Genomic DNA, 11300 nt, shown 5'->3' with positions numbered 1-11300 from the left:
GTCACCACGGACCGATGGTGTCTGGTGTACCAGCCGCCCCGCGGCGCCCCAAGTCGCGCGGGTGGGGTCCACGTGACGGGTCGTGCGACCCGCGCGCACCTCGGGAGAGATCGGCGGCGGCGGTGGGCGGCGTCTACACCGCGCCGTACAGCTGCGCCAGCGAGGGCGCCAGCGACTCGATGAGCGCGTCCCGCTTCACCTTCAGCGTCGGCGTGACCAGGGCGGGGTGCTCGTGGGGCGCGCCCGGGATCACCAGCAGCCGCTTGGGCTTCTCGAACTCGCTGAACGCGGCCAGCGCGGCGCGGCGCGCGGGAGGAGCTCCTCCGCCGCGTCCTTGCCGGCGGCGGCGAGGCGGGCCAGCTCCTCCCTGGCCACGAACACCGCCGCGGCCACGAAGGGCCTTCCCTCGCCGAGCAGCACCGCGCCCTGGAACGGCTCGGCGGCGGCGATGGCCTGCTCCACCGGCTCGGGCGACACCTTCTTGCCGGTGGAGAGCACCATGAGGTTCTTCTTCCGGCCTTCGATCCGGAGCGCGCCGTCCGGCTCCTCGCACCCGACGTCGCCGGTGCGGAAGAACCCGTCGTCGGTGTAGGCGCCCTCGGCGTCCTCCGGCTCGAGGTAGCCGGTGAACAGGAGCGGGCCGCGCACCTGCAGCTCGCCGTCGGGCGCGAAGCGCAGGTCGTGCTCGGGCGTCGGGTACCCGGCGCTGCCGGCCCGGCGCGGGCCGGAGAACAGGTTGGACGAGATGAGCCCGGCCGTCTCGCTCATGCCGTACAGCTCGACCATGGGGATGCCGAGCCCCTCGTAGAAGCGGAACAGCGCCGGCGCGGCGGGGGCGCCGCCCGCGAACACGCCGCGGATCCGGCCGCCCAGGCGCGCGCGCACGGCGCGCCCCACCAGCCGGTCGGCGAGGCGCGCGAGGAGGCGATCGCCGAGGCGCCGCGATCCGTCCACCCGCACGCGCACCGCGGCGTCGAGCGCGCCGCGGGCGAGCGCGCGCGCCGGCGCGGGCAGCGCGTCCACCCGCGCCAGCACGCCGGCGCGGATCCGCTCGTACACGAGCGGCACCGAGAACAGGTAGGTGGGGTGCAGCTCGAGCGCGCGCTCGATGTCCTCGCGCCGGGCGGTCATGGCGAGCGCGTGGCCCTGGGCCAGCGCCAGCGTGAACTGCGCGTGGCCGGCCACGTGCGCGAAGGGCAGGAAGTGCACGCCGAGGTCGTCCTCGGTGGTGCCGACCGGCAGCGTGCCGCCCTCCACCGCGTGCACCATCGCGCGCTGCGGCAGCCGGACGCCCTTGGGCCGGCCGGTGGTGCCGCTCGTGAACAGCAGCAGGAACGGGTCCTCCTCGCCCACCGCGGCGGCGAGCGCGGCGTGCTCCGCGCCGTCGAGGCCGGGCGCGCCCGGCCCGATCGCCTCGCCGAGCGCCACGGCCGAGAGGCCCGGGGCGAGCGACGCCTCCGGGAGCGGCTCGCCGGAGAGGACCACCCGCAGGCCGGCGGCGGCGAGCTCGGCGCCGACGGGCGCGAGCTTCTCCCAGCCCTGCGCGCCCGAGACCAGCACCACCACCGGGCGCACCCGCCGCGCGATGCCCTGCGCCGCCTCGGCCGAGAGGCTCGCGAACAGCGCGGCCGTCTCGGCGCGGAGCAGCTGGGCCCCGAGCGCCACCAGCTGCCACTCGGGCGAGTTGTCGGCGAGCAGCAGGATGCGCGTCCCCGGGCCGACGCCGTGCGCGCGCAGGAACGCGGCCGCGCGGCCCACGCCGGCGCGGAACGCGGCGAACGTCAGGGCGCGCGGGGCGGCGCCGGGGGTGGCGGGGTCGAAGAACCGGAGGAACGCCTTGTCCGGGAGCCGCGCCGCGGTGTGCTCGAGCATGGCCGGCAGCGTGCGGGCGGCGTAGCGATGGATGGGGAGTCGCGTGGGCATGGGGGCTGGCCGGTGGCCGGTGCGAGCCTGCCCCCGGCGTGTCACCAGGGTGTCACGGCACGAACGGTCGGTGCGCGCGCTGCCGCGCGGCGGCGCGCCGGGCGCGGCCCTACCGCTCCAGCAGCGCCACGCCCTCCACGTGGTGCGTCTGCGGGAACATGTCCACCGGGACCACCGCCGCCACGCGGTAGCCCGCCTCGACGCAGGCGTGCAGGTCGCGCGCGAACGTCGCCGGGTCGCAGGAGACGTAGACGGCCCGCGGGACGCCCAGGTCGCGGAGCGCGGGCCCGATCCCCCGCGCTCCCTCGCGCGGCGGATCGAGCAGCGCCGCGCCGAACCGCCGCGCCGCCGCCCCCGACTCGCGGCCGAAGGCGCGCGCCAGCGCCAGCGCGTCGCCCGCGAAGAAGCGCACGTTCCGGCCGCCCAGGTCGGCGCGGGCCAGCTCGAGCGCCGGCCCCTGCACCTCGACCGCCGACACGCTCCGCGCCCGCTCCGACAGCGGCCCGGTGAAGTTCCCCGCCCCGCAGTGCAGCTCGAGCACGTCCTCGCCCCCGGGCGCGAGCAGGTCCAGCGCGGTCTCCACCAGCCGCGCGTTCGCGCCGCGGTTCGCCTGCTGGAACACGTCCGGGCGCGAGCGCTGCGTCCCGGCCTCGGGCCGGCCCGGCGCGCGCGCGTGCCGCAGCACCGGGTCGCCGGCGGTCGCCGGCTGGCCGCCCTCGGCCTGGAGCACGAGCCCCTGCAGCGCCGGCACGGCCCGGAGCAGCGCCTCGGCGCGGGCGCGCACCGGCGCGGTCACCTCGGGGAGGAGCAGCCACGCCGCGCCCCGCCCGGCGGCCTCGGACCACTCCAGCGCCACCTCGCGCGGCGAGAGCCGCGCGTCGGCGAGCGCCGGGCCGACCGCCTCGCGCAGCGCGTCGAGCCCGGGCTCGAGCAGGTGGCACTCCCGCAGGCGGACCGGCTCGTGCGACCGCCGCCGGAAGAAGACCAGCCGGCCGGCGGCGCGATCGTGGTGGAACTTGGCGCGGGCGCGGTAGCGCAGCGGCGACGGCGACGGGACGATGGGCCGCGCCGGGTAGCTGCCCGGCTCGAGCTTGCCGATCCGGCGCAGCGCCTCGTGGAGCGCCCGCTCCTTCGCGGCGAGCTGCAGCGGGTAGGCGACGTGGAGCCACTCGCAGCCGCCGCAGGCGGCGTCCGGCGACGGGCCCGGGCCGAAGTGCCGGCACGGCGGCGCGACGCGGGCCTCGCCGGGCGCGGACAGCTCGACCAGCGCGCCGTGCGCGGTGGCGGCCCCGGGGCGCGGCGCCGGGACCTCGGCCACCACCTGGTCGCCGGGCGCGGTCCAGGGCACGAACACGGTCAGCTCGCCGTGGCGGCCCACCCCCTCGCCGCCGGGGGCGAGCGCCTCGATGGTCAGCGGGATGCGCACGCGCCGGGGATAGCACGCCCGGGCGCGAACTTCATCGCCGGCCGGCGCCCGCGCTCGTCCGCCCGCCCCTCGACAGGCTCGGGGGCGAGCGGAAGCCGGCGCTCAGGTCTCGTCGAGATCGCGCCGCAGCCGCGAGACGAACGCCTCCAGCTCGCGCCGCCGCGGCTCGTCCACGCCGGTGAACTCGATGCCCATGCCCGGCACCACGTTGACGGTGTTGCCGAACGGGCTGACGCGGGTGACGCGACCTTCCAGGTGGTACGGGAACGACGCGCCGGGGAGCTGGATCAGGATCTTGACCGCCGTGCCGACCGGCAGCGGGTTGCGCGTGTTGATGAACAGCCCGCCCTGGCTGATGTCCGTCGCCCAGTCGCTGAGGAAGGCGCCCACCGTCCGGTAGGCCACGGGGATCTCGTGGTGAAGGCGCGCGGAGCGCCGCTTCTTCTCGGACGGCGTCATCCGCGAAAACTGTATCAGGGGCCCACGGCCGGGCCAAGAACGAGGCGGACCGACAGCCCGTGGGCGCCCCCCAGCCGCGCGGCCGCGCTCCCCTCGCGGATGGCCAGCTCCACCCGGCCGCCGCTCCCGACGAGCGCGACCAGCTCGCCCGGCGCCCCCTCCCCGAACGTCCGCACCCAGCGCGCCGGCTGGTCCCCGGCGAACGCGGCGGCGACCGCCGCGCCGCCCAGGTCGGCCGCGCGGATGGAGGTCACCACGTTCCCGAACCGGTCGGCGGCCAGCGCCACCCCGCGCACCGCACCCCCGGCGACCTCGGCGGCCGGCCACTCCAGCCGCACCGGATCGGCCAGCTCCCGGCCGAGCGCGGCGGGGGTCCCGCCGCGGGCGAGGTAGATGGCCGCCGGCGCGAACAGGTCGCGGCCGTGGAAGGTGGCGGTGCGCGGCGGCGCCAGGACGCCGCCGGTGGCGAGCGCCCAGGCGCGCGCCCCCGGGCCGAGGAAGGGGGTGAGCAGCCCGTTGTCCGGCCCGAGCAGCCGCCGCCCCTCGGGATCGACCACGCACAGCGCCCGGCGCGCGGTGCCGACGCCCGGGTCCACCACGGCGAGGTGGACCGCCTCCCGGGGGAACCAGGGCAGGCAGGCCTCGAGCATGAGCGCGCCGGCGAGGACGTCGAAGGCCGGCACCTCGTGCGACACGTCCACCAGGCGGGCGTCCGGGAAGGCGACGAGCAGCACCGCCTTCATCTGCGCCGGGAACCCCGAGCCGGCGCCGAAGTCGGTGGTGAGCGTGAACAGCGGACCGGCCACGGGCTGCCCTCCCCGCCCCGCGCGGCGCTCAGGCCTGCATGGGCCGCAGGTCGGGCGCGAGGATGAGCTTCGGCTCGGTGAGCGCCTGGATCGACTCCACGGTCTCGCCCGGCGCGAGCTCCCGCAGGACCAGCCCGTCCTTGGTCACGTCCAGCCAGGCGCGGTCGGTGCAGATCGACGACACGCAGCGGAGGCCGGTGATGGGCAGCGAGCACTGCCGGAGGACCTTCGGCTTCCCGTCCTTGGTGGCGTGCTCCATCATGACCACCACCCGCTTCGCCCCGGCGACGAGATCCATCCCGCCGCCCATGCCCTTCACCATCTTGCCCGGCACCAGCCAGTTGGCGAGGTCGCCGCGCTCCGACACCTCGAGCGCGCCGAGGATGGCGAGGTCGATGTGGCCGCCCCGGATCATCGCGAACGACTCGGCGGAGGAGAAGAACGCGGCGCCCTTCACCACGGTCACGGTCTCCTTGCCGGCGTTGATGAGGTCCGGGTCCAGCTCGTCCTCGCGCGGGTACGGCCCCACGCCCAGGATCCCGTTCTCCGACTGCAGCACCACCTCGACGCCGGGCGGCACGAAGTTGGAGACGAGCGTGGGCATCCCGATGCCGAGGTTCACGTAGAAGCCGTCGCGCAGCTCGCGGGCCACGCGCGCGGCGATCTGCTCTCGGTTGAGCGGCATCGCTTCGCTCCTCCCCTACGCCGTCGCCGGACGGACCGTCCGCCGCTCGATCCACTTCTCGTACCGCTCGCCGCGGACCACCCGCTTCACGTAGATGCTGGGCGTGTGGACGAGGTCCGGGTCGAGCGCGCCGGGCTCGACCACCTCCTCCGCCTCGGCCACCGTGATCGCCGCCGCGGCGGCCATCATCGGCTGGAAGTTGCGGGTGGTCTTCCGGTACACGAGGTTGCCCCAGGTGTCCGCCTTCCAGGCCTTCAGGAAGGCGAAGTCGGCCTTGAGCGGCAGCTCCAGCAGGTACTCGCGGCCCGACAGCAGCCGCGTCTCCTTGCCCTCCGCCACCTGCGTGCCGACGCCGGTGGCGGTGTAGAAGCCGCCGATGCCGGCCCCGCCGGCGCGGATGCGCTCGGCGAGCGTGCCCTGCGGCACCAGCTCCACCTCCAGCTCGCCGGAGAGGAACTGCCGCTCGAACTCCTTGTTCTCGCCGACGTACGACGCGACGATCTTGCGGATCTGCCGCGCCTTCAGCAGCACGCCGAGGCCGAGCTCGGTGGTGCCGCAGTTGTTCGAGACGAGCACCAGGTCGCGCACGCCCTTGCGGTGCAGCGCGAGGATCAGGTTCTCCGGGTTCCCGCACAGGCCGAACCCGCCCACCATGATGGTGGCCCCGTCCTTCACGTCCGCGACCGCGGCGTCGGCCGACTCGACCAGCTTGTTCATCCGCCCCCTCCTACCGCTCCACCACCACCGCGACCGCCTCGCCGCCGCCGATGCAGAGCGACGCCACGCCGCGCCGGCGATCGAGGTCCTTCATCGCCTGGAGCAGGGTCACCAGGATGCGCGCGCCGGACGCGCCGATGGGGTGGCCGAGCACCACCGCGCCGCCGCGCACGTTCACCTTGCGCGGGTCGAGCCCGAGCAGCGCGTTGTTCGCGATCGAGACCACCGCGAACGCCTCGTTGATCTCCCAGAGGTCCACGTCCGCGACCTGGAGCCGCGCCTTCGCGAGCGTGGTCCGGATCGCGTCGGCCGGGGCGATGGTGAACTCCACCGGCGCGCGCGCGGCGCCGCCCCAGGCGCGCAGGCGCCCGAGCACCGGCAGCCCCTCGCGCGCGGCGCGCTCGGCGCTCGCGAGCACCAGCGCCGCCGCCCCGTCGTTGATGGAGGAGGAGCTGGCGGCGGTGACGGTCCCGTCCTTCTTGAACGAGGGCCGGAGGGTCGGGATCTTCTCCGGGCGCGCGCCCTTCGGCCCGTCGTCCTCCGCCACGACCGTCTTCTCGCCCTTCCTGCCCTCGATCTCCACCGGGACGATCTCGGCCTTGAACGCCCCCGCCTTCCACGCCTCGACGGCGCGGCGGGTGGACTCGATCGCGTACTCGTCCTGCGCGGCGCGCGAGATCCCCTGGGTGGCGGCGCAGTGCTCGGCGCACATGCCCATGTGCTGCTGGCCGTACACGTCCCAGAGGCCGTCGTGGATCATCCCGTCCACCAGCTCCACGTTGCCCATCCGCGCGCCGGTCCGCGCGGTCCGATCGTAGTACGGGACGTTCGACATCGACTCCATGCCGCCCGCCACCACCACGTCGGCGTCCCCGAGCGCGATGGCCTGCGCGGCGGAGATCACCGCCTTCAGGCCGGAGCCGCACACCTTGTTGAGCGTCCAGGCGGGCGTCTTCTCCGGGAGGCCCGCGTAGATCGCGGCCTGCCGGGCCGGGGCCTGCCCCTCGCCCGCCTGGAGCACGTTGCCCATCACCACCTCGTCCACCGCCGAGGGCTCCACCCCGGCGCGCGCGAGCGCGGCGCGGATGGCCACCGCGCCGAGGCGCGGGGCGGTGACGGAGGCGAGCGAGCCGAGGAAGGAGCCGATGGGCGTGCGCGCCGCCCCGACGATGACCACTTCGCGTCCGGTCATGGTGACCTCTGGGTGAGGGACCCGCCCAAGGGACCTCGGGCGGCGCCCCGAAGATAGGAAGGCGTTTCCCCGCTCGTCAACCAATCGTCGGAGTCCGTCGCCCGGCGCCGCGCCCCGTCCGGTTCGTTGCGGTCGCGGCCCTGATCTGCGTGCCCGCGGGCCGCCCCGGGCGCGTCCGCGCGCCTCCCCCGCACTGCGCGCCGCCTTGCCCGGTCCGCCGGACCGCCGCTACGCTCCCGGCCCATGACGCCATCACCGACGGTCACACCGGCGCTCGTCGTCCACGGGGGCGCGGGGCAGCGCAGCCCCGACCGCGCGACCGACGCGCCGCGGCTCGAGGGGCTCCGCCGCGCCTGCGAGGCCGGCTGGCAGGTCCTCTCCCGGGGCGGCGCCGCCCTCGACGCGGTGGAGGCCGCGGTGCGGGTGCTGGAGGACGACCCGCTGTTCAACGCCGGCAGGGGCGCCGCGCTCACCGCCGAGGGGGCGGTCGAGCTGGACGCGTCGATCATGGACGGCGCCACGCTGGGCTGCGGCGCGGTGGCCGTGGTCCGCGACGTGGCGAACCCGATCTCGCTCGCCCGGGCGGTGATGGAGCGCTCGCCGCACGTGCTGCTCGCCGGCGAGGGCGCCTCGGCGTTCGCCCGCGAGGTGGGGATCCCGGCCTGCGACCCGGCCGCGCTCGTCACGTCCGCGCAGCGGGCCCGCTTCGAGGCGGAGCGCGCCGCGGCGCGCGGGAAGCCGGGGCACGGGACGGTCGGCGCGGCGGCGCGGGACGCGCGGGGCCACCTCGCCGCGGCCACCTCCACCGGCGGGATGATGCTGAAGCGCGCCGGCCGGGTGGGCGACACGCCCATCATCGGGGCGGGCACCTACGCCGACGACGCCTCGGCGGCGGTCTCCTGCACCGGCCACGGCGAGCGCGTCATCCAGGTGACCCTGGCGCGGTACGCGGCCGACCGGGTGGCGGCCGGCGCCGCGCCGGGGGAGGCGGCCCGCGAGGCGGTGCGGATGCTCGCCGCGCGCGTGCAGGGCGAGGGCGGCCTCATCCTGGTCGGCCCGGCGGGCGACCCGGCGTTCGCGTTCTGCACCGAGGTCATGAGCCGCGCCTGGATCGGGCAGGACGGGGTGGTGCGCGCCGAGGTCTGAGGGGGCGCGCGGCCGCGCCGGCGCGCCGCCCGCCTACCCGCGGGTGATGCGGCCGGAGCCGGCCACGGCGGCCTGCTCCACCCGGCCCTCGCCCCACCACCGGACGTCGCCGGAGCCGGACACCGCCGCGCGGAGCGTGCCGCCGGACAGCGTGACCTCGGCGTCGCCCGAGCCGGCGATCTGCACCGCCGCGTCGTGCGCCGCGAGCCGGCGGCCCAGGATCTCGCCCGAGCCCTTCACGGCCGCGTCCAGGCGGTCGGCGCGCCCGTCCAGCTCCGCGGAGCCGGAGCCGGTGAGCTCGACCCGCAGCTTCCCGGCGGTGCCGGTCCAGCGCAGGTGGCCGGAGCCGCTCATGGAGAGCACCTGGTCGCCGCGCGCCCCGTCCACCGAGGCGCTCCCGGAGCCGGCCAGCGCGAGCCGCTCGAGCGCGGGCACGGTGACCTCGACGCGCGGCCCGCGGTACGAGCGGAGGTCGCGCTCGTTGCGGATGGTGAGCGTGCCGCCGCGGACCTCGGTGACGATCTCGGGCTGGAGGTTCTCGTCGGCCACCACCACCACCGACTGCGCGGGCCCGACCTTCACCTCGAGGTCGAGCGAGCCGGCGAGCTGGATGGCCTGGAAGGCCGGGACCTCCCGGCGCTGGTGCACCACGTGGCCGTCGCCGTCCACGGCGGCGGCGGAGAGCGGTGCGGTGAGGGCCGCGGCGGCGGCGAGGGCGGCGAGGCGCATGCGTTCCTCCGGCGATGGTGCGGGCGCGGGAGGGCGCGGCGTCGCCGCCGCGCCCCCCGCACCGGGTCCTCTCTCCCAGAGCGGACCCGGGCCCATACGCAGCGTGCGCCGGCCTTATTTCACCCGCCCGTCCCCGACCCGCCGGGGAGCCGCGCGGCGGCGTCCATGAACGGCTTCACGATGTCGAGCGGCAGCGGGAACACGATGGTCGAGTTCTTCTCGGCGGAGATCTCGACCAGCGTCTGGAGGTAGCGGAGCTGCAGCGCCCCCGGCGAGCGGGCGATCACGTCGGCCGCCTGCCCCAGCTTCTCGGCCGCCTGGTACTCGCCCTCGGCGGCGATGACCTTCGACCGCCGCTCGCGCTCCGCCTCGGCCTGCTTGGCCATGGCGCGGCGCATCTCGTCGGGGAGGTCCACCTGCTTCACCTCCACCGCGGTCACCTTCACGCCCCACGGCTCGGTGTGGCGGTCGATGATCTCCTGGAGCTGCCGGTTGATCTTGTCGCGCTGGCTGAGCAGGTCGTCGAGCTCCACCTGGCCGAGCACCGAGCGCAGCGTGGTCTGCGCGAACTGGCTGGTCGCGAACAGGAAGTCGGTGACCTGCAGGAACGCCCTGTCGGCCTGGAGCACGCGGAAGTAGATGACCGCGTTCACCTTCACCGACACGTTGTCGCGCGTGATGACGTCCTGCGGCGGGACCTGCTCGGCGGTCACGCGCATGTCGATGATGATCATCCGGTCGATGAACGGGACGATCCACTTCAGGCCGGCGGTGCGGATCCCGGCGAAGCGCCCGAGCCGCAGCACCACGCCCTGCTCGTACTCGTTCACGATCCGGATGCCGGACAGGAACCAGATGACCACCAGCGCGACCGGGACGGCGACTCCGAGGAGCGGCATGCTTTCCTCCCTGCGGCCGTCACGTCACCAACGGTGAGCGGCGCGCGTCCGCTCCGTTCTAGCCGTTCCGCGGCCCCTCGGCCACCACCGTGACCGTCAGCCCCTGCACGGCCACCACCCGCACGGCGGCGCCGCGCGGGATGGGCGCGTCGCTGCGCGCCTGCCAGTACTCACCGTGCACGAACGCCTCGCCCGCCGCGGGCCCGATGTCGGAGAGCGCCTCGCCGGCCGCGCCCACCAGCGCGGGCGCGCCCAGGTGGAGCGGCGCGCGGCGCACGCGCGCCACGTTCCAGGCCATGAACGCGAGCAGCAGGGCCAGCGCGGCCGGCGTGGGCCAGATCACCCACGGTGACAGCCGGAGCGCCCCCGGGTCGAACCAGTCGCCCGGCGCGGAGGTGTTCACGAAGAACAGCGTCCCGAGCACCAGGCAGGCCGCGCCGGCCAGCCCGGCCAGCCCGTGCGCGGTGATGTACGCCTCGGCCACGAGCAGCCCGACGCCGGCGAGCAGCAGGATCACCGCCCCGACGTTCACCGGGATGACGCGCATGGCGAGGAACGCGAGGAACAGGCAGAACCCGCCCGCCGCGCCGGGGAAGATCATGCCCGGGTGGTAGAACTCGACCGCGATCCCGAGCATCCCGACCAGCATCAGGATCGCCATGACGTTCGGGTCGGCGAGGAACCCGAGCAGCCGCTGCCGGACGGTCGGCTCGTACGGCTCGACCGCCGCGCCCGCCACGCGCAGCGGGCGCGCCGCCGCCCCCTGCCCCACCTTCCGGCCGTCGGCCTTCGCGAGCAGCTCGGGCAGATCGGCGGCCACCAGGTCCGCCACCTTCAGCTTCAGCGCCTCCTCGGCGGTGACCGACACGCTCTCGCGCACCGCCTTCTCGGCCCAGTCGGCGTTCCGCCCGCGGGCGGCCGCGACGCTGCGCGCGAAGGCGGCGGTGTCGTTCTCCACCTTCTTCGCCATGTCCTTGCCGGCCTCCTCGGCCACGTCCCTGCCCGCGCCGGTGACCGGGTGCGCCGCGCCGATGTTGGAGGTCGGGTGCATGGCCGCGACGTCGGCGGCGAGCGTGAGGAACACGCCGGCCGAGCCGGCCCGCGCGCCGGCCGGGCCGACCCACACGATCACCGGCACCTCGGTGGCGAGCATGGCCTGGACGATCTCGCGCGTCGCGTCGAGCTGGCCGCCGGGCGTGTCGAGCGTCACCACCAGCGCCGCGAACCCGCCGGTGCGGGCGCGCGCCAGGGCGGCCTCGAGGTACTCGACCGTGCCGCCGGTGATGGGGCCCTTCACCACCGCCGAGAGGACCCGGGC

General features: G+C 76.1%; 11 protein-coding genes. 1 reads left to right on the top strand and 10 read right to left on the bottom strand.

Annotated elements, in window-relative coordinates; all coding sequences use genetic code 11:
- Positions 1–249 precede the first annotated feature (249 nt).
- The 7 genes from PSR1_RS17135 to PSR1_RS17105 form a co-directional block, all read right to left on the bottom strand.
- On the bottom strand, positions 250–1923 hold the full coding sequence (locus PSR1_RS17135) for an AMP-binding protein (RefSeq protein ID WP_237758097.1): 1674 nt from the start codon (positions 1921–1923) through the stop codon (positions 250–252).
- Between the two features lie 109 nt (positions 1924–2032).
- Positions 2033–3349: a class I SAM-dependent RNA methyltransferase gene (locus PSR1_RS17130; RefSeq protein WP_059438672.1), complete on the bottom strand. Its 1317-nt coding sequence runs from the start codon at positions 3347–3349 to the stop codon at positions 2033–2035.
- 102 nt (positions 3350–3451) lie between these two features.
- Positions 3452–3808: a TIGR02266 family protein gene (locus PSR1_RS17125; protein ID WP_059438671.1), complete on the bottom strand. Its 357-nt coding sequence runs from the start codon at positions 3806–3808 to the stop codon at positions 3452–3454.
- 14 nt (positions 3809–3822) lie between these two features.
- The gene (locus PSR1_RS17120) at positions 3823–4614 is read right to left on the bottom strand and encodes an S-adenosyl-l-methionine hydroxide adenosyltransferase family protein (RefSeq protein WP_059438670.1); all 792 of its coding nucleotides are present in this window, start codon (positions 4612–4614) and stop codon (positions 3823–3825) included.
- A gap of 28 nt (positions 4615–4642) precedes the next feature.
- Positions 4643–5299 (bottom strand): 3-oxoacid CoA-transferase subunit B, encoded by a 657-nt coding sequence (locus PSR1_RS17115; protein ID WP_059438669.1) that lies wholly within the window; start codon positions 5297–5299, stop codon positions 4643–4645.
- A gap of 15 nt (positions 5300–5314) precedes the next feature.
- Positions 5315–6016 carry a CoA transferase subunit A gene (locus tag PSR1_RS17110; protein ID WP_059438668.1) on the bottom strand — a complete coding sequence of 234 codons (702 nt, stop codon included), beginning with the start codon at positions 6014–6016 and terminating at the stop codon, positions 5315–5317.
- A 10-nt stretch (positions 6017–6026) separates the two neighbouring features.
- The gene (locus tag PSR1_RS17105) at positions 6027–7208 is read right to left on the bottom strand and encodes an acetyl-CoA C-acetyltransferase (RefSeq protein WP_059438667.1); all 1182 of its coding nucleotides are present in this window, start codon (positions 7206–7208) and stop codon (positions 6027–6029) included.
- A 243-nt stretch (positions 7209–7451) separates the two neighbouring features.
- Between PSR1_RS17105 and PSR1_RS17100 the strand changes: the two genes are divergently transcribed.
- On the top strand, positions 7452–8354 hold the full coding sequence (locus PSR1_RS17100; RefSeq protein WP_059438666.1) for an isoaspartyl peptidase/L-asparaginase family protein: 903 nt from the start codon (positions 7452–7454) through the stop codon (positions 8352–8354).
- A gap of 33 nt (positions 8355–8387) precedes the next feature.
- On the opposite strand, the gene PSR1_RS17095 is transcribed toward PSR1_RS17100, so the two are convergent.
- The 3 genes from PSR1_RS17095 to PSR1_RS17085 form a co-directional block, all read right to left on the bottom strand.
- A complete protein-coding gene (locus PSR1_RS17095) occupies positions 8388–9083 on the bottom strand; it encodes a head GIN domain-containing protein (protein WP_059438665.1) in 696 nt (231 codons plus the stop codon).
- Positions 9084–9202: 119 nt separating this feature from the next.
- On the bottom strand, positions 9203–9982 hold the full coding sequence (locus PSR1_RS17090; protein WP_059438664.1) for a slipin family protein: 780 nt from the start codon (positions 9980–9982) through the stop codon (positions 9203–9205).
- A 58-nt stretch (positions 9983–10040) separates the two neighbouring features.
- On the bottom strand, positions 10041–11300 hold a 1260-nt coding region (locus tag PSR1_RS17085; protein ID WP_059438663.1), incomplete at its 5' end, for a nodulation protein NfeD.

Source organism: Anaeromyxobacter sp. PSR-1, assembly GCF_000964525.1.
In the GTDB taxonomy this organism is placed as follows: Bacteria; Myxococcota; Myxococcia; order Myxococcales; family Anaeromyxobacteraceae; genus Anaeromyxobacter.
This window is presented reverse-complemented; position numbering and strand designations above follow the sequence as displayed.

What these genes read in the sequence shown, in the direction of transcription:
- PSR1_RS17115 (WP_059438669.1), bottom strand. Translation starts at nt 5,299, where the DNA reads ATGCCGCTCAACCGAGAGCAGATCGCCGCGCGCGTGGCCCGCGAGCTG.
- PSR1_RS17095 (WP_059438665.1), bottom strand. Translation starts at nt 9,083, where the DNA reads ATGCGCCTCGCCGCCCTCGCCGCCGCCGCGGCCCTCACCGCACCGCTC.
- PSR1_RS17110 (WP_059438668.1), bottom strand. Translation starts at nt 6,016, where the DNA reads ATGAACAAGCTGGTCGAGTCGGCCGACGCCGCGGTCGCGGACGTGAAG.
- PSR1_RS17135 (WP_237758097.1), bottom strand. Translation starts at nt 1,923, where the DNA reads ATGCCCACGCGACTCCCCATCCATCGCTACGCCGCCCGCACGCTGCCG.
- PSR1_RS17105 (WP_059438667.1), bottom strand. Translation starts at nt 7,208, where the DNA reads ATGACCGGACGCGAAGTGGTCATCGTCGGGGCGGCGCGCACGCCCATC.
- PSR1_RS17090 (WP_059438664.1), bottom strand. Translation starts at nt 9,982, where the DNA reads ATGCCGCTCCTCGGAGTCGCCGTCCCGGTCGCGCTGGTGGTCATCTGG.
- PSR1_RS17125 (WP_059438671.1), bottom strand. Translation starts at nt 3,808, where the DNA reads ATGACGCCGTCCGAGAAGAAGCGGCGCTCCGCGCGCCTTCACCACGAG.
- PSR1_RS17100 (WP_059438666.1), top strand. Translation starts at nt 7,452, where the DNA reads ATGACGCCATCACCGACGGTCACACCGGCGCTCGTCGTCCACGGGGGC.